The sequence below is a fragment of the Mucilaginibacter aquatilis genome (assembly GCF_009755275.1).
Classification (GTDB): Bacteria; Bacteroidota; Bacteroidia; order Sphingobacteriales; family Sphingobacteriaceae; genus Mucilaginibacter; species Mucilaginibacter aquatilis.
In genome coordinates this window covers 235,840-254,587 of the sequence record NZ_WQLA01000007.1, presented here as the reverse complement: position 1 = coordinate 254,587, position 18,748 = coordinate 235,840, and the positions used below count along the sequence as shown (strand labels likewise).

At 39.8% G+C, this 18,748-nt stretch carries 16 protein-coding genes and 1 tRNA gene; 13 read left to right on the top strand and 4 right to left on the bottom strand.

Annotation, left to right across the window (positions count from 1 at the left end; all coding sequences use genetic code 11):
• On the bottom strand, nt 1-450 hold the full coding sequence (locus GO816_RS17025) for a hypothetical protein (RefSeq protein ID WP_157543152.1): 450 nt from the start codon (nt 448-450) through the stop codon (nt 1-3).
• A 159-nt stretch (nt 451-609) separates the two neighbouring features.
• Here GO816_RS17025 and GO816_RS17020 point away from each other — a divergent pair, with 159 nt between their 5' ends.
• The 4 genes from GO816_RS17020 to GO816_RS17005 all read left to right on the top strand — a co-directional run bounded on the left by GO816_RS17020 (nt 610) and on the right by GO816_RS17005 (nt 4,187).
• The gene (locus GO816_RS17020; protein WP_157543151.1) at nt 610-1,839 is read left to right on the top strand and encodes an NADP-dependent isocitrate dehydrogenase; all 1,230 of its coding nucleotides are present in this window, start codon (nt 610-612) and stop codon (nt 1,837-1,839) included.
• 92 nt (nt 1,840-1,931) lie between these two features.
• The gene (locus GO816_RS17015) at nt 1,932-2,672 is read left to right on the top strand and encodes a hypothetical protein (protein ID WP_157543150.1); all 741 of its coding nucleotides are present in this window, start codon (nt 1,932-1,934) and stop codon (nt 2,670-2,672) included.
• Between the two features lie 105 nt (nt 2,673-2,777).
• A complete protein-coding gene (locus GO816_RS17010; RefSeq protein WP_157543149.1) occupies nt 2,778-3,758 on the top strand; it encodes a type I phosphomannose isomerase catalytic subunit in 981 nt (326 codons plus the stop codon).
• A gap of 12 nt (nt 3,759-3,770) precedes the next feature.
• Nucleotides 3,771-4,187: a PH domain-containing protein gene (locus GO816_RS17005; protein ID WP_157543148.1), complete on the top strand. Its 417-nt coding sequence runs from the start codon at nt 3,771-3,773 to the stop codon at nt 4,185-4,187.
• A gap of 36 nt (nt 4,188-4,223) precedes the next feature.
• Here the strand turns inward: GO816_RS17005 and GO816_RS17000 are convergent, their stop codons facing one another.
• Nucleotides 4,224-4,709, bottom strand: coding sequence for an ABC transporter ATPase (locus GO816_RS17000; RefSeq protein WP_157543147.1), 486 nt, complete (start codon nt 4,707-4,709; stop codon nt 4,224-4,226).
• Between the two features lie 279 nt (nt 4,710-4,988).
• Between GO816_RS17000 and GO816_RS16995 the strand changes: the two genes are divergently transcribed.
• A tRNA-Phe gene (locus GO816_RS16995) sits at nt 4,989-5,061 on the top strand.
• A 103-nt stretch (nt 5,062-5,164) separates the two neighbouring features.
• On the opposite strand, the gene GO816_RS16990 is transcribed toward GO816_RS16995, so the two are convergent.
• Nucleotides 5,165-5,908, bottom strand: a complete 744-nt coding sequence (locus GO816_RS16990; protein WP_157543146.1) for an alpha/beta fold hydrolase — start codon at nt 5,906-5,908, stop codon at nt 5,165-5,167.
• 26 nt (nt 5,909-5,934) lie between these two features.
• Nucleotides 5,935-6,744, bottom strand: a complete 810-nt coding sequence (locus GO816_RS16985) for an SDR family NAD(P)-dependent oxidoreductase (protein ID WP_157543145.1) — start codon at nt 6,742-6,744, stop codon at nt 5,935-5,937.
• Between the two features lie 291 nt (nt 6,745-7,035).
• Here GO816_RS16985 and GO816_RS16980 point away from each other — a divergent pair, with 291 nt between their 5' ends.
• The 8 genes from GO816_RS16980 to GO816_RS16945 all read left to right on the top strand — a co-directional run bounded on the left by GO816_RS16980 (nt 7,036) and on the right by GO816_RS16945 (nt 18,729).
• Entirely contained in the window at nt 7,036-7,425 is a 390-nt protein-coding gene (locus tag GO816_RS16980; protein WP_157543144.1) for a response regulator, read from the top strand.
• A gap of 268 nt (nt 7,426-7,693) precedes the next feature.
• A complete protein-coding gene (locus tag GO816_RS16975) occupies nt 7,694-8,707 on the top strand; it encodes a LacI family DNA-binding transcriptional regulator (RefSeq protein ID WP_157543143.1) in 1,014 nt (337 codons plus the stop codon).
• Nucleotides 8,708-8,832: 125 nt separating this feature from the next.
• Complete coding sequence (locus tag GO816_RS16970; RefSeq protein ID WP_157543142.1) at nt 8,833-9,747, top strand: ROK family protein; 915 nt, start codon at nt 8,833-8,835, stop codon at nt 9,745-9,747.
• 54 nt (nt 9,748-9,801) lie between these two features.
• On the top strand, nt 9,802-11,220 hold the full coding sequence (locus tag GO816_RS16965) for a glycoside hydrolase family 125 protein (RefSeq protein WP_157543141.1): 1,419 nt from the start codon (nt 9,802-9,804) through the stop codon (nt 11,218-11,220).
• Nucleotides 11,221-11,247: 27 nt separating this feature from the next.
• The gene (locus GO816_RS16960; protein ID WP_157543140.1) at nt 11,248-12,330 is read left to right on the top strand and encodes a glycoside hydrolase family 76 protein; all 1,083 of its coding nucleotides are present in this window, start codon (nt 11,248-11,250) and stop codon (nt 12,328-12,330) included.
• A 76-nt stretch (nt 12,331-12,406) separates the two neighbouring features.
• A complete protein-coding gene (gene fucP, locus GO816_RS16955; protein ID WP_157543139.1) occupies nt 12,407-13,633 on the top strand; it encodes an L-fucose:H+ symporter permease in 1,227 nt (408 codons plus the stop codon).
• Nucleotides 13,634-14,005: 372 nt separating this feature from the next.
• Nucleotides 14,006-17,095, top strand: coding sequence for a SusC/RagA family TonB-linked outer membrane protein (locus tag GO816_RS16950; protein WP_157543138.1), 3,090 nt, complete (start codon nt 14,006-14,008; stop codon nt 17,093-17,095).
• An 11-nt stretch (nt 17,096-17,106) separates the two neighbouring features.
• Nucleotides 17,107-18,729, top strand: coding sequence for a RagB/SusD family nutrient uptake outer membrane protein (locus GO816_RS16945; protein WP_157543137.1), 1,623 nt, complete (start codon nt 17,107-17,109; stop codon nt 18,727-18,729).
• Nucleotides 18,730-18,748: the final 19 nt, after the last annotated feature.

Below are 18,748 nucleotides of genomic sequence, written 5' to 3'. Positions count from 1 at the left end.
CTATGGTAAGCGGTTATAGGTGTAGTAATTAATTATAGTTACAGATGAGCCTGCTTCGTTGGTATTAATAGTTTCAACAAGCTCCATTTGTGTGATAGAAAGTGCCGTAACATTATACCTTATAAGCAAATCGCCGCTTTTAAATGCCAGCGTTGATGCAGCTGTATTGGCAGAGTAATAGCCTTGAAACAGTTTTTGGTAAACAGTTGATGATAGTGTAGCCCGGTTATCGGCCTCAAAAATAAAATAATCATTAGCGGTGCCAATCAGCGGACTGGAGTCGGGCTCTTTGTCGCCATCAATGTATTTTTCTGATTGCATGAAGGCTAAATTCCACTTACCAAGTAATTGCGTATTTCGCAGGTTTGCAGGTAAAACTGGCGGGTCTTGCTTGCAACCCGTGTTTATTACAATAAGGGCAAGCAATAAAAAACCGTAAATCTTTTTCATCCGTTTCTATATCCGCCTTAAAATTAACATTTTATTTAAATGTGGCCAATTTTTGATGATAAGCTGCAGGCAAAAACTTTAACTTATAAAGTGGCAGGGCAATAGTCAAAATGTATATATTTGGACGTTTTTTAAATACAACTACAACAAAAACCCGATATGTCAAAAATTAAAGTAGAAAATCCGGTAGTTGAACTGGATGGCGATGAGATGACCCGCATCATCTGGCAGTTTATTAAGGATAAATTGATTCTTCCTTACCTGGATGTTGATTTGAAGTATTACGATTTAGGTATTGAATACCGCGACGAGACTAACGATCAGGTTACTATTGATGCAGCTAACGCCATTAAACAGTACGGTGTAGGTATTAAATGTGCTACCATTACTCCGGATGAGGAGCGTGTTAAAGAGTTTGGTTTAAAGCAAATGTGGAAATCACCAAACGGTACTATCCGTAACATATTGGATGGTACAGTTTTTCGTGAGCCTATTGTAATGAGCAATGTGCCACGTTTAGTTCCAAACTGGACTGCTCCAATTTGTATTGGCCGTCATGCTTTTGGCGATCAGTACCGCGCTACCGATTTTGTTACTAAAGGCAAAGGTAAATTAACCGTAACCTTTACTCCTGAAGATGGCGGCGAAGTTCAATCATACGAAGTGTTCAACTTTAAAGGTGATGGTGTTGCTTTATCAATGTACAACACTGATGAATCAATCAAAGGATTTGCGCACGCATGTTTTAACCAGGCTTTAATGAAAGGCTGGCCTTTATACTTATCAACTAAAAACACCATCCTTAAAAAATACGACGGTCGTTTTAAAGATATTTTTGAAGAGATTTATCAAAACGATTACAAAGCTAAATTTGCCGAAAAAGGCATTGTATACGAGCACCGTTTAATTGACGACATGGTTGCATCGGCCCTTAAATGGAACGGTAACTTTGTATGGGCTTGTAAAAACTATGATGGCGACGTACAATCTGATACCGTAGCACAAGGTTTTGGTTCATTAGGTTTAATGACCTCTACTTTGGTTACGCCAGATGGCACCGTAATGGAAGCCGAAGCTGCACACGGTACCGTAACCCGTCACTACCGCGAGCATCAAAAAGGTAACCCAACTTCAACTAACCCAATCGCTTCAATCTTTGCCTGGACCCGCGGTCTGGAGTTTCGTGGTAAACTGGACGGTAACCAGGAGCTGATTGATTTTTGCCATACTTTAGAGCAGGTTTGTATTGAAACTGTTGAAAGCGGCAAAATGACCAAAGATTTGGCTATTACCATTAAACCTAAGGTTGAACATGGTACTGATTACCTGTACACCGAAGAGTTTTTAGAAGCTATTGACGAAAACCTGAAAGCTAAATTAGGTAAGTAATTATTCTTAGTTGTGATATTAAATGCCTCGCTAAAAAGCGGGGCATTTATGTTTATATTCAGAAGATAACCTTTGCATACACCTGTCTAAATATGAAGTTCTCTCTATCTATTCTCATTGCAATGTGTAGCGCATTGTTGTCGTTCGGTCAACATCAAAAGTTATTTGATGTTGAAGAAGTAATACTTACTGATACAATTGAACAAAAAAAGATAGCAAATTTGCTTAAAGAAAAACCTGTGCTATTTGAAGATGAGAAATATGTGGTTAGAAGAACATGTAGCGGCGAATGGGGAGGATCAGTATATTTTAGGAACAAGATTACAAAGGTTGAAAGGTCGTGCAGTGCTACGTGTGCAGTAACCATACTTAAAGCTGAAAATAAATATTTAGTAGTAAATAGTCTCGCACACATGAGCGGCTTCACAAGCGTAGTTGAAGTAAAGAATCCGGAATTACTAACTGTGTTCAAACTTCCGTCACCACGTAGTAAAAATGGAAAAAAGCAGATAAGATATGTAGGTGATGATGAATCAAAATCTTTAAAGGGAACAAAAACATTAGTAGATACCATCGGCATAACAACGCTTGCGGCATTTGCTTATCAAAAGCAACCATTTTATATTATATCGGGAAATGAAGGGACGTACGTTGCGAAAATAGAAAATAAGCATTTTGTTAATATTGATAAAATTTCTGATAAGCGTATCTGGACATACGAAACTATGTTAACAAAACCTAATGGGAACTTTCAAGCTCTTTTTACCGGATTTAAGTCTGGTGGCTATATTGATGTAGCAAAAAATCACATAAAGATAGTTTATTTTAAATAGCTGCTGTAACTGAAAATATGTATAGTTAATTGATTTGTATTTCAAACTCATTTCAGACCGTTTTGTATTTCAATATATTACTTTAGCAAAAAAAATCAATCAACTATGTCAACACTCTATCCTTTAAAATTTAAAACCATTTACAAAGACAAGATATGGGGCGGTCAAAAGATCAAGACCTATTTGCATAAAGATTTTGGCGATTTGCCTAATTGCGGCGAAACCTGGGAAATATCGGGCGTAAAATCAGACGTTTCGGTGGTTGAAAATGGTGCATTGCAAGGCCAGTCATTAGCTGCGCTTTTAGAAGAACACAAAGACGCACTGGTAGGTAAATCCGTTTACGAGCGTTTTGGTAACGAGTTTCCGTTATTGGTAAAGTTTATCGACGCTAACGAAGATCTGTCGATACAAGTACACCCTGATGATGAACTGGCCCGCAAACGTCATAACTCATTTGGTAAAACCGAAATGTGGTATGTTATTGAAGCCGATCCGGGTTCGAGCCTTATTGCAGGTTTTAGCGAGGAAGTAGATGAGAAAACCTACGTTGAAAAATTAAACAGCGGTAATCTTACCGATATTTTAAACCGCGAGGACGTTAAAGCGGGTGATGTGTTCTTTTTACCTGCAGGCCGTGTACATACCATTGGCAAAGGACTGCTTATTGCCGAAATTCAGCAAACTTCAGATATTACCTACCGCATATACGATTTTGACCGTGTAGATGATAAAGGAAATAAACGTGAGCTGCATACCGAGGAGGCTTTAGCAGCTATCGATTATAAGAAGTATCCTAATTACCGTACCGATTATACTCCTGTAAAGAACGAGGATGTGCACCTGGTAAGCTGCCCATATTTCACAACTAACGTAATGGATTATACGGAGAACGTTAGCAAAGACTATTCAGCCTTTGATTCGTTTGTAATACACGTTTGTTTGGAAGGTAGTTACGAGTTGCAATACAACGGCGAAAGTTATGCAGTAAAAATGGGTGAGTGCCTGCTGTTACCTAACACCGTAGACAAGGTGGAATTAAAAACCAGCCAGGGCTTTAAAATATTGGAAAGCTACATAGCATAACAATCTTGCCGCATGGCCACAACATTCAGATCAAAGATTGGGTTGGAATTGGTGATACCTTTAGGTATTGTCTTTATTGCCACATCTGTACCCATGGTTATGGATGGCCTTTGGTCGGGCTTTATTGTTATAGGTGTTGTTGCTTTATTTACTGCGCACATGTTGTACAGCACATACTACGTGGTAAATAACTCTATAGTAAATATCAGATGCGGATTTCTGGTTAATCAAAATGTGGATATCAATACTATTAAAAGCATCAAGGAGACTAACAATGCGCTAAGCTCACCAGCGTCATCGTTAGACCGGTTAGAAATTGCTTACAATAAGTATGATTCGGTAATGATTTCGCCCAAAGATAAAGCCGCTTTTATAGCTTTAATACAAAGCGTGAAGCCTGATATTGAAGTGACCTTGAAAGCAAAATAACCAAAATACTTCCTGGTATATACCAGGAGGTATTTTTTATGCTGTTAATAAGCTGCCAAAGAGCTGTACATGCCAGCTGTTTTGCAATGGCACTTCCCATTTGGTTTGCAGCTCTTCTAATGTTTGTACCAGGTTATTGTATACAATGGTGCCTGCGTTGATTTTACCGGCTTTAATTAAAGCTTCAAACTCCTCACGTGGTAGTGATAATATTTCGTCGCCCTCGCGGTAAGCCAGGTTGAAACGGTCGAATAAATTGATGTTATACTGCTGCTCCAGCTCCTTCATAACCCGCACCGATTTATCAATAGAACATCCGCTTGCACCTGCCTGGCTTTCATCAACCACTAAAATAAGAAAGCGGTTATATTTTACTACAGCACCGGCCTTAAGCTGATTGTTATGCGCCGTCCAGCTGTGTGTGAAGCTATTAAGCTGTTCTTGTATTTGCTGGGCCTGGCTATCACTTAATTCCTTATCGGCCTGGTAAATCCAAACTCGCGAATTTTTTGAAAATTGCATATGGCAAAGGTATCAAATTTATGGTTCAGGTATAAAGTGATGGTGGTCATGAATGCGTTAAATTTGCTGGCGCGATAGGGAGTTTAATACCTGAAAATTCAGCTTGCCTGTAGTTTTGAGTAATTGTAAAGACCGTAAGCAAACAAAAAAGCCAGCTTGTAAAAAGATTGATTAATTTATTTGGCTTTGTATCAATTACATAACACTTGGTGAGTAATTATTTTCAAAATAAATTTTTAGAAATAAAAAAAGAAGCTACATTTGCAGTCCCAAAAGGGCGGTACCATAGCTCAGATGGTAGAGCAAAGGACTGAAAATCCTTGTGTCACTGGTTCGATCCCAGTTGGTACCACAAAAGTTCGCAAGTTTAACACTTGCGAACTTTTTTCGTTTTATACCTTCTTGATATTTACACTACACCTAATAGCAAGTTGGACGCTTCAACCATCTCAGGATTATTTGATAACCCCAGATAAAGTTTTTGCCAGCCATTCAGGATTCTCCAGTTGAAACAAGTGTCCTATACCTTCAGTCCATACAACATGTGTTGAAGCCGGAAGGTTGGGGATGGTTTCATCCGTTGTCATCTGTTGCGTAATTGCAGGGTCGTCTTTTGATACAATCAGCGTTACTGGAATCTTAAGGTCTTTGGCATGTGTGGCAATCGATTCGTTCATTCCGTCATTAATCCACCAGTTCCACGTGGTAGGGTCTGCCTGTAATTGCGTTGCTATAGCTGTTTCAAGTATTGCTCCCTCTAGTTTAATAACCGTGCCGTTAGCAACTGTTGTTACTGCTTCATTATAGTTTGGATGTATAAGCATCCGTTGCTTTTCGGCATCGGGCATTTTTTCTATTGTTGGGGGAGAAGGGGCCAGCAGTATTAACTGCTGAACCCTTTTATCTGTACTTTTAGATAGGTACGCAACCTCCATTGCTATTTTACCACCCATTGAATGCCCTGCAAGTATGTACGAGTCGGTATCAACATGTTGATTAACGTAATCAATAACAAAACTTGCCATGTTACTTAGGTTTGGAGCTGATAAGGCTGCTGCACCGCCAAAGCCAGGTAAGTTAATGGCAACGCAGTTATACTCGCTGCCAATACCCTTAATAAGCCACTGCCAGCTTGCAGCTGCACCACCAAAATAATGCAGCAATACTAATGTGGGTTTAACAGGCGGCGTTGTTTCCATGTCTTAAACTACTTTTAAAATTTGAGTTAAAAGGCCGATTCAACTGCGCCTCCATCAACCCTGTAGTTGCTGCCGTTAACGTAGCTGCATAAATCTGAAGATAAGAAGGCTATTACAGCCGCTACTTCTTCAGGCTTACCACGTCGGCCAACTGCAATGTGCGGACGCTTATTGGCCAAAAACCATTTAACTGCCTCTTCGCGATCGGTGCCACGTTCTTCGGCCAGTTCATCCATCATGGCGTTCGTCATGGGCGATTCAACGTATGCCGGCGATACACAGTTGAATAACAAGCCATCATTAGAGTAAGAACGCGAAAGACACTTACTTAAGTTTATGATGCCTGCTTTACAGGCGTTATACGGGCTTTCCTCTTCGTAAGGCTGGTAAGCATTCTCTGAGGCTACCAAAACCACCCGGCCCCAGCCACGCTCTTGTAATTGGGGTATAAAGGCCCTGCAAAGGCGTACCGCGCCCATAAGGTCGGTGTTGATGGTGTTTTGCCAGTCTTCATCCGTTAGTGTCAAAAAGTCTCCGGCAGCCCCTCTGGCTCCGGCGCAATTAATAAGTATGTGCGCACCGCCATACGTGCTTTTTACCTTGTTGGCAAATGCAACAACACTTTCGTTATTATCCAAATCGCATGATAGTGCAAGCACATCGGCCTCCGGATATTCATTTTGAAGCTTTTCTGCAGCTTCTGCCACACTGTCTTGTTCTTTATCGGCTAAAACAATGGTGGCGCCCTCATTAGCCAGCAGGCGGGCAGTAGCAAAGCCAATACCCGAATCTCCGCCGGTAATTACAGCAACCTTTTTTTGAATGTTGAATTTCATAAGTTAAATATTAGACTGCTATGCAACCATGTACTTAACTACATTGTTTGTGCTGCAACTTGTTACGCTTACAACATTTTAATTTAAAAGCACAATAACAACTAAGGGTTTTGTGATTTAATTGATTAAGCATCGAAAGCAAAGTTTGTCCTTTCTAAAATCGATTGCACACTAATGTCTTACTTGTATCATCAAAAAAATTTTTGATCCACGTTGCGCCAACTTTATAGCATGATTATTGTTGAGGGTGATTTATAAAGGTGCTTTTAAAGCTCCTTTTACCGATTGATTATGATGGAGAAGCATATTTTAATTATAGAGGATGATGCTGATATTAAAGATGTCCTTACCGCAATTTTGAGTGAGGAGGGGTATCAAATTACAGCTATTTTGGAGGCGGATGATATAATAAAAACCGTGTTTGAAATTAAGCCAGATATAATAATTACCGACTACATATTACATGGCATCAATGGCGGTGAGTATTGTAGTCAAATTAAAAACCATGCCGAAACGTCACATTTGCCCGTCATAATACTTTCAGGGTACGGGAAGGTGCTGGAGTCTCTTGGTCATTACGGTGCCGATATGATAATTAATAAGCCATTTGAAAATGAAGAGCTCTGCAATAATGTTGCGAGTTTATTGAACGGACAGTCGGCCGCTATGGGTAAGCAGTAGGGGTTAATCCTGAATGTTTATAATTGAATAGTTTAGGTTGTATCAAAGAGTTACCGGTGCCATATAATATTTAGTACAAAATTGTAAATTTGCTTGAGTGAACAACCTTTCAAACAGTAAGGTAAATTGATTTAGCTATTGTTTGATTTTTGTCAGCTTTTTTTACAATTTTTGATACGAATTATAAGCGTTGTATCAATTATCAGAATTGTTAACAGCAAATATGCCATAACAATACTCAACGCCTTTCTCCTGTATTGCAGCCCCAATGAAAAAGAAAATTTCAATCAATGATATTGCTCAGCAACTTGGCGTATCAATTACAACGGTATCATTTATACTAAACGGAAGGGCGCAGGAGAAGCGAATAAGTGAAAAGCTGGTAAAAAAGGTTTTAGATTTTGTGCAGGAAGTTAATTACAAACCCAGCTCCTTGGCGCGCAGCTTACGCACCGGTAAAACCAACATTATAGGCTTAATGGTAGAGGATATATCCGATCCGTTCTTTTCGGCCATAGCCAGGGCTATTGAAGCCATTGCTTACCAAAGCGGCTACAAAATAATATACTGCAGTACCGAAAACGCAACCGAAAAAACGCGTGAGCTAATTGCCATGTATAATGAAAGGCATGTTGATGGCTATATTATAGTTCCGCCGGAAGGGGTAGAACAGGATATAAAACTACTGCTTGACACTGGAAAGCCTGTTGTACTAATTGACCGTTACTTGCCTGCCATTGATACTGATTTTGTGGTCGTTGATAACGAAAAGAGTGCTTATGATGCCACCTGTCATTTGATTGCCAACGGATACAAAAACATTGCCTTTGTAACTATCGATTCTTTGCAGCCGCAAATGCTTGACCGTTTATCGGGGTACGAGAAGGCTATGCAGGCAAATGGTTTACCACAGTTAGTTAAAGAAATAGCCTATAAAAGCAGCGAGCAAGCCATGCAGCACATTGCAGCATTTATAGACAGAAAAAAAGAAGTTGACGCTATATTTTTTGCTACAAACTACCTATGTGTAAGCGGACTTAAAGCAACTGCAGGTAAAGGAATAAACATACCGCAAAGTATTGGCGTTGTAAGCTTCGACGATTATGAGTTATTTGAACTATACTCACCATCAATAACCACCGTATCGCAACCAACCGATAAGATAGCTGAACATGCAATCAATTTGCTTATCTCCAGGCTAAAAAAGGCAGTTTCCGATAAAAAATTTCAAAAAATTATCCTCCCTACATCTTTGATTGTAAGAAAGTCATCTGTTCGATAAAAGTTACTGTAAATCAGTTGTTTGCAACATAATTTTATATTATTTTACATATATTTTTGATTTTGCTAAAACGTTTTACATATTTGCTCCCGTTATCTTTTTTATAAACCTATAATTACTACTTAATGAGTTCAAGCCTATCTGATGGTATATCTATTGGGGTAGATATTGGTGGCTCGCATATTACTGCGGCACAAGTATCGCAAGAGGGGAGTACAATTATACCCGGAACCAAGGTGCGGCTTAAGGTTGATCCGCATGCCGAAGCTGAAAGTGTGATAAACCGCTGGGCAGAAGCTATCAGCGTTTTATGCAATGGCAACAATAACAGCGCTATTAAGGTTGGAATAGCAATGCCCGGACCTTTTGATTATACCAGGGGAATATCTCTTATTAAAGGAATGAATAAATACGAGGCGCTTTACGGCCTTGATGTCCGCACCCTGCTGTCAGATGCTTTGGGTATAAAACCAGAGAACATCTTATTCAGAAATGATGCTGAAGCTTTTTTGCATGGTGAAGTAATGCATTGTAAATTGCCGCCAACTGCCAGGGTCATTGGTGTTACCTTAGGCACAGGCTTAGGGTCAGCAAGAAGTGCAGAAGGAGTTACTTCTGACGTTTTTAGAGCTATAAACCCTATGCATGATGGTATTGCCGAAGATTATATATCAACCCGCTGGTTTCAAAAGCGTTGTTTTGAACTAACATCAAAAGAATTATCAAATGTGGAAGCATTGTTGAATCATGACGACGTTATACTTAAAGACACATTATTTAATGAGTTTGGCGATAACCTGGGGCGTTTTTTAAATGCTTTTGCAACCGATGAACAGGCTGATACTATTATTATAGGTGGTAACATTGCAAAAAGTATGCATGTGTTTATTAACTATGTTACAGAGCAGCTTAACAATAAAAATATTACGCTTAAGCAAAGCGTGTTATGGGAAGATGCCGCTTTAATAGGAGCAGCATGCAGTTGGCCACTTGTTGATACAGCAAAAGGCCTTGACGATGAACTTGTTACCAGCTATTAATGGGTAACGAGTATTATATTGATACCAATTTTATAAACTCTAAAACCATCTCTTTTGAAACGACGGATTTTTATTAAACAAGCTGGCATTATAGGCTCGGCAAGCATGTTGAGCAGCAATCTGGCACATGCAATTGCTCCTGATTTTAAAGTGGTACGCGTGGCGCCTTCTAAAAGGCATTTTAAAAGTAATGCAGTTGAAAGTGCTATTACAGAGTTTAGCAAAAATGTTAAGAATAAGGAATTGGCCTGGTTATTTAATAACTGCTTTCCTAATACGTTAGATACCACCGTTACCTACTCAAACAACGCAGGGCGGCCGGATACTTATGTTATAACCGGCGATATTGATGCCATGTGGCTAAGAGACAGTACTGCCCAGGTTTGGCCATACCTACCTTTCATGAGCAAGGATACTAAGCTGAAAGACCTTATAGCTGGTGTAATTAACAGGCAGGTAAAATGTATATTAAAAGACCCTTATGCAAATGCCTTTTACGGGGATGATAACAAGGTAGGTGAATGGGCGCACGATTTAACTAAGATGCAGCCCGGCCTTCATGAGCGTAAATGGGAGATAGATTCATTATGCTATCCGGTACGCCTGGCTTACCATTACTGGAAAAATACAGGTGATACTAAACCGTTTGATAACAACTGGCAACAAGCTGTAAAAGCAATACTTAAAACGTTTAAAGAGCAACAACGCAAAGAAAACGACGGTCCTTATTCTTTCCAGCGTAGAACAGCATGGGCAACAGATGGCGTACCAATGGAAGGCTTTGGATACCCGGTTAAACCGGTAGGCCTTATTTGTTCATCATTCAGGCCAAGTGATGATGCTACTGTGTTCTCATTCCTCATTCCATCAAACTTCTTTGCGGTAACCAGTTTAAAGCAAGCCTCAGAAATGATGGCTGTTGTAGCTAAAGATCAAGCCACCTCCAAAGAGCTTAGTGATTTAGCCATCGAAGTAGAAAATGCTTTAAAGGAACATGCCATAGTTACTCATCCAAAGTATGGTAAAGTGTATGCTTACGAAGTAAATGGCTTTGGAAGCTACAACCTTATGGATGATGCCAATATACCGAGCTTACTGGCTATGCCATACTTAGGCTCAGTTGATGTAAACGATAGTATTTATCAAAATACACGTAAGCTTTTGTTATCTACAGATAATCCTTTTTATTACAAGGGTACAGCTGCTGAAGGTATTGGTGGTCCGCACATAGGCAAAAACATGATATGGCCTATGAGTATAATTGCCCGCGGCTTAACCAGCAGTAACGACGAGGAAATCAGGTACTGTATTAAAACGTTGCAAAACACACATGCGGGTACCGGTTTTATGCATGAATCTTTCCATAAAGATAACCCTGAAAAGTTCACACGTAGCTGGTTTGCGTGGACAAATACAATTTTTGGTGAGTTTTTATGGAAAACCTATCAAACCAAACCAAACCTGTTAAGCTAAAACATAACACCAATACTGAAACCGATTATGATCAATTATAAAAGCGCTCTTGTAGTATTTGTTTCCCTATTAGCATTTGGTAGTACACAGGCTCAAACGTCTGTTTACAGAAGTCATGTTAAAGATATTTACAACGCTATTAATAAAAACTTAAAAGATCCAAAGTCAACGCTGTATTACGAGACAACAGATCCGGCAAAGAATGAGCACCCGCACTCATACCTGTGGCCGCTATGCGCATATATACAGGCAGCCAATGAGATGGAAGTTATCGAGCCCGGTAAAAAATACATGTTACCGGTTGAAAATGCTATTGCTAAGTATTACAGGGCAACACCTCCATTTCCGGCCTATCAGGACTATGTAGTTGCTGAAAAGACTACTACACTTTACTATGATGATAATCAGTGGATTGCCATTGCATACATGGATGCCTATAAACGCAATCATCAAAAAAAGTATCTTGATACAACAAAGATGATCTATCGCTTTATGTTAGGTGGACTTGACTCTGTAGGTGGTGGCGGTATATATTGGCGCGAAAAAGATTTTACAACCAAAAATACCTGTTCGAATGGTCCGGGTGTTTTGGTAGCATTACAATTGTATAAAGCAACCAAAAATAAGGAATACCTCAAAACAGCAATTGATATATACGATTGGACAAAAAAGCACCTGCAAGCTCCTGAAGGCGTGTATTATGATAACATTAAGCTGCCATCAATGGAAATAGCTAAGGCAACTTACACCTACAACACAGGTACCATGCTGCAATCAGCTGCTATACTTTACACCATTACCAAAGATAAGAAATACCTCGCAGAGGCGCAGCGAGTTGCTAAAGCCGGTAAAACTCATTTCTTTAAAAACGGACGCTTGCCAAATGAGTACTGGTTTAATGCCGTAATGCTTCGCGGTTATGTCGAGCTTTATAAAATCGACAAGAACAGGGAGTGGATAACTTTCTTTGAGCAAGATGCCGATGCCATATGGGAGAAAGAGCGCGATGCAAATAACTTAGTTGGAAACAAGAAAGAGAAGAGGCTGATTGATCAGGGAGCAATGATTGAAATTTATGCTACGCTTGAACAATTACGTAGCAAGAAATAATCCTGCATAAGATTTACCATTAACAATTTATAAAACTAAATATTTGTAACCTGGTGTTGCCAGCTATACCCTTGTCATGACTATAAAGCCATCTTTCACCGATAAAAAATTCCTGATCACACTTATTTTTGTTACATCGCTTTTTGCGTTCTGGGGTATAGCCATTTCCTTGGGTGATGTGCTTAACAGGCATTTCCAGCAAGTGCTGCATGTATCAAAAGCAGAATCAGGGTTGGTGCAATTTTCAATATTTGGTGCGTATTTTATAATGGGTATACCTGCCGGATTGTTCATGAAGCGTTTCGGTTACAAAAATGGCGTTTTGCTTGGTCTTGCCTTGTTTGCAATAGGTTCATTCTTATTTGTTCCGGCGGCAAACGCACAGTCGTTTGGCTTTTTTAGGATAGCATTATTTGTATTAGGTTGTGGTTTGTCAACGCTTGAAACTGTTGCTCACCCGTTTGTTGCCTCTTTAGGCCATCAGGATACCAGTGACCAGCGTATCAACTTCGCGCAAAGCTTTAACGCCCTTGGTACCATTATTGGCCCGCTAATAGGTTCTCAATTTATTTTTAAAGGAACAGAAGAAGTTGGTACCGAGGGGTTAGATAAAATAAAGTTGTTATACATTATAATCGGCGCTGTAATAGGTTTAACAGCCCTATTGTTTGCCACAGTAAAAGTACCTGCCACGGTTGACCCGCATGGCGATGTTAATAGCGGAATTGAGGGCGACGTTGCGCAGGTGCCTTCAAAAAAGCTTTTTCAGAATACACACTTTGTTTGGGCGGTAATTGCACAGCTATTTAATGTTGCAGCCCAAGCCGGTACCTGGGCCTTCTTCATCAACTACGGTCATGATAAAATGGGTCTTACTGACTCTGCAGCAAGCGGTTACATGATTGTATTTATGATTATGATGCTGGCCGGCCGTTTCATTGGCACTTATTTAATGCGCTTTATAGCACCTAATAAATTATTGGCTGCATTTGCTTTAGGTAATATATTAATGTGCCTTATAGTGGCTCAAAGTTTGGGTTGGATATCATTCGCAGCACTATTCATGATCAACTTCTTTTTTAGTATCATGTTCCCTACAATTTTTAGCTTGGGTATTAAAAACCTGGGTTCGCAAACCCAGCAGGCATCCTCTTTTATATCAATGGCTGTAGTAGGGGGGGCAATTTTCCCAATATTGATGGGTAAAATTGCTGATTACGACGTGGCCAAGGCTTATTACCTACCAATCGTTTGTTACGCCGTTATTTTCTTGTTTGCCGCTAAGTTTTCTAAGGTTAAATAGGTAGTAAAATCAGGCTTAAAAGCGCAATAATATTGATTATTGGTAATGTTAAACGCAACTTTTTGTAATACCGTAAAGTTGATAGGTATTTCATATAAAATTTTGTAAATATTACAAATCCATATTTGCTAAATCATTTTAGTTATTATATTTGAATCGATTTATGAGATTACCCAGATCTTAGTAATAAACCATTAAAAACCAATTGTATGAGAATTTTTTACCTGCATGTTGCTATGCGTTCTGCTGGCGTACGGAATATATTGTATGAGCATTATCAACCCGGTGATGTATCAACGTAAACTAAAAATATCTACGGATATCTCTAATAAGAAAACACACAAACACAATTTAACTCAATAAAATCTAATTATGAGGATATTTACTTATCAGATAAATTTCTCCAGATCATCCTTACTTCGATGTGCCAGAACAACCGGATTGCTTTTAGCTTTCCTTTTTTGCGCGTTGCTAAATGCATTTGCGCAAACAACCCGTGTTGAAGGTACTGTAGTTGATGAAAAAGGTGAGGCTTTACCAGGTGTTAACGTAAAAGTGAAAGACGCACAGATAGGCGCTGCAACAGATGTAAACGGTCGTTTCGTACTTAATCTGAATTCATCATCGGGCACGTTAGTGTTCAGCCTTATTGGCTATACTACACAAGAGCAAGCTTATACAGCAGGTGCTAAACTGAGCGTTAAGTTGGTGCCTAACCAAAGTGCTTTAAGTGATGTAGTGGTAGTAGGTTATGGTACCCAACGCAGGGCGTCCATAACCAGTGCTGTTGATCAGGTAACTTCTGCTGCAATACAAGGTAAGCCTGCCGTGAATGTAACCCAGGCTTTACAAGGTACATCGCCAAGTTTAATAATACAACAACGTAATAATGAGCCTGGAGCAGGAATAAACATCAATATTCGTGGTATAAGCACCTTGAATAATAATTCACCTTTGGTAGTTGTCGACGGTATAGTAGGTGGGGATATAAACTTACTTAATCCTGCCGATATTGAAAGCGTATCGGTGTTGAAGGATGCAGGTTCGGCTGCAATTTACGGATCGCGATCATCAAACGGTGTAATTTTGATTACAACTAAGCAGGGAAAGAAGAATGCCCGTACTCAACTTAATTATAATGGTTTAGTTGGCATTCAAACCCCAAAGGTGTTTTACAAACCGGTTCACGGATTTGAAAATGCTATTTTACGTAACCAGGCCAATGTGAATGCTGGCCAGCAACCGATTTTTAGTGCCGATCAAATACGCACATTCCAACAACAAGGCGACACTGAATTTTTCCTTGATGCAATATTGAAGAACGCCTTACAGCAAAATCATAATTTGAGCTTAACAGGCGGCAGCGAAAAATCAAGCTATCTGGTTTCAGCTGGCTTTGTTGATCAGCGTAACAACCTTGTAGGACCGGGTTTAGGATTACGCCGCTATAATTACCGTTTAAACATGACCAATGAGTACGGTAAGCTTAAGCTGAATACAATCTTAGCTTATGCTCATTCTGATATTAAAGATCACTCATCAAACACATCAACGCTTATTGTTGATGCAAGTCGTGTACCACTTTACTATCAGTTAAAAGATGATCAGGGACGGTACCTTACTAATGCAGTGTTAAGCGAGTTTAACCCACTAGGCGTACTTGAACAGGGAGGTTACCGTAAATACAACAATGACAACATTTTTGGAAGTTTAAACGCAGAATTTGCCGTAACAGATTTCTTGAAGCTGCGTGGCGTTTTTGGTGGAACACTTAATGCTAATCACCAATACGCGAGAACTTTGCAGGTAAATTATTTCCCAGGTGGCGTATCAGGTGCTGACAGGAATAATAATGATGAGAACTATAAAGACTTGTTGCTGAATACACAGTTTTTAGCAGAATTTAACAAAGTATTTAATAAAAAACATTCTACTACTTTGTTGCTTGGTGTTTCGAATGAATCATTTAACAGTGAACGGGTAAACTTATACCGGAAGTTTACAGATCCGGAATTAGGAACACCAATCACTGAAACGGTTATCGATCCTAATTCGATTAATAGTAATCAGGGCACAATTGAAACTAGTTTAAATTCTTTATTTGGTCGTGCTAATTACTCTTTCAGTGATAAGTATTACGGAGAGTTTAGCTTCCGTGTTGATGCGTCATCAAAGTTTAACAAACAAAACAGGTCAGCATTCTTCCCTTCATTTTCTGCCGGTTACCGCATTACGCAGGAAAGATTTATGGAGAAATATCGTAGTAATGTTGGTGATATAAAACTACGTGGTTCTTATGGTATTTTAGGTAATCAAAGCGTAAGGGACTATCAATATCAAACTACTTATTCTTCCTTCCAAAATGCTTACGGGTTTAATAATGTATCAGTAAGTGGTACTGGTTTTAATTTTGCAAATCCTGATATAAGGTGGGAGCGTGCAGCTACGTTAAACTTAGGTGCTGATGCAACTTTCTTTAAAAACTCACTTAATGTTTCGTTAGACTATTTTGATAAACATACTCGTGATATCTTAATTCCGCCTGCTGTGCCAGGGGTATTCGGATCGGGCTTGCCTGATTACAATGCCGGGGAGGTACAAAACCGCGGATGGGAAATCAACATCAATTACCGCTTGAACGGCCGCAACCTGCGTCATTCGTTTAACCTAAATATAGGTGATAACAAAAATAAGGTGCTATACTACGAAGGTGGAACCCGCTTATTAAAGTATGACGAAGCGCAGGTTATTCTTCAGCCGGGCTTGCCTTTTCAATCATATGTTGGTTTGAAACGTGATGGATACTTTCAAACACTTGAAGAAATTGCCTCTGGCCCAAAACCTGCCGGTTTAGCTTTATCACCAGGTGATATAAGGTATGTTGACGTTAATAAGGATGGTGTAATAAATGATAGAGATAACTTTGTATTAGGTAATCCTTTCCCGCGTTACAACTTTGGTTTCACTTACAATGTAGCCTACAAACAATTTGATCTAAGCGTATTTATTCAAGGTGTTGGCCGTCGCAGTACCTTTGTACGTGGTGAGTTAGTTGAACCGTTCCATTTTAATTATGGACAAACCATGTATCAACATCAACTTGATTTTTGGACTCCAACCAATCCTAACGCTGAGTACCCTCGTTTAGCAGCCAGCGGAAGTGCATCAATTGAAAATAACTTCCGTCGTGGCTCTGACCTTTACATATATAACGCAGCCTACGCACGTTTAAAAAACGTACAAATCGGTTATTCGCTTCCTAAAAAGGCTGCTAATAAATTGGGCATGCAAAACTTGCGTGCCTATTTATCAGGCCAAAACTTGTACACACTGTCAAAATTGAAGTTTTTAGATCCTGAGGCCAGTGAATTTAACAATAGCCTTGGAGCATCAGGTGCCAATAGTGGACGTACTTACCCTACGCCGGTATATGTAGGTTTTGGATTAGATGTAACATTTTAAATATTACGAAAATGAGAAATATAAAAAGCAAAGGTTTAATACTGGTGCTGCTCATACTAGGCGTTTCGTGTAAGAAGCTTGACCTGGCACCCGTGGACCGCTTTACAGATTTAAATTACTGGACAACAACTGAAAAGGCCAAAACCGTTTTGAACACTGCATACTCGCAAATGTTCAACAATAACTATTTTTTCTACAACGAAGCTTTATCAGATAATGCGTACAACAGCAGGGGCGATAACGAAGGCGTGGCAACAATTGCGGCGGGTAATCAGGATCCTTCGCTTGGTCGTTTCAATGGCGAATGGGATAATCACTACTCGTGCATCAAAACCTGTAACGTTTTTTTAGAAAATGTTGATAAAGTTGCGAACATGGATCCCGCTTTACGTGAGCGTATGAAAAGTGAAATTCGTTTCATTCGTGCTTTCCAATATTTTCAATTATATACCTGGTTTGGCGATGTGCCGCTGTTTGAAAAAGACATCACTATTGATGAGGCAAAAACTATAAGCCGTTCACCACGCGCGCAGGTAGTTGACTTTGTTTTAAAAGAGTTAGATGCTGCTACCGCAGTTCTACCATTAAACACAGCTTATGCTGCTGCTGATAAAGGTCGTATCACAAAAGGCGCTGCAATAGCATTGAAAACTCGTGCATTATTGTACGAGGGAAGATGGCAAGATGTGGTAACCGGATGTGAGCAGCTTATGTCAGGTGCTAATGGTTCTTACAGCCTGTTCTCATCTTATGAGGGTTTATTCTTGCCTCAAAATGAATACAACAGCGAAGTAATATTAGATATGCAATATGTGCCACTATTACGTACTTACAATAATTTCTTTGATTTTGCCCCTATATCTGTGGGTGCAAGACTGAATAACTTTGCACCAACCCAGGAACTGGTAGACAGTTACTTAATGACAAACGGGTTGGCCATAAACCAAGCCGGTTCGGGTTATGATGAGAACAATCCATATGTTAACCGTGACCCTCGTCTTACTGCAACTATAGTTTATCATAACTATCAATGGAAAAAGCCGGACGGTACTACAAAAACAATCTACACTAAACCAGGCACCGATCCTGATCAAAGCCGGGTAGATGAGTATGCACCGGGTTCTGTTTCGTCGTCAACAGGTTATTATCTGCGTAAGTACTACGATCCAACATCAGCAGCAAATTTCCAATCAGGTCTTAACTTAATACTAATTCGCTACGCCGATGTTTTGCTGATGTATGCAGAGGCTAAGAATGAGTTAGGCCAAATGACAAATGATGTTTGGGACCGTACTATTCGTGCGTTACGGTCACGTGCCGGATTCACCAGCGCTACTGCACTTAATTACAATGCAGCCGCCGGACAAGATGGCTTACGTAGTATCATTCGTAATGAGCGCCGTACCGAATTGGCTATGGAAGGCTTAAGAATATTTGATATTCGCAGATGGCGCACGGCCGAAACTGTTTTAAACGGTTGGGCTCATGGTGCAAAATTTGGTCCTCCGTCAATTGATAATGGCTACATAAGGGCAAACCAGCGTGTGTTTGACCCGGCAAGGCATTATCTGTGGCCAATTCCACGCGAGGAGAGAAACCTCAACCCGAATTTGACTCAAAACCCAGGATGGTAAATAATTGAACAACTCGATA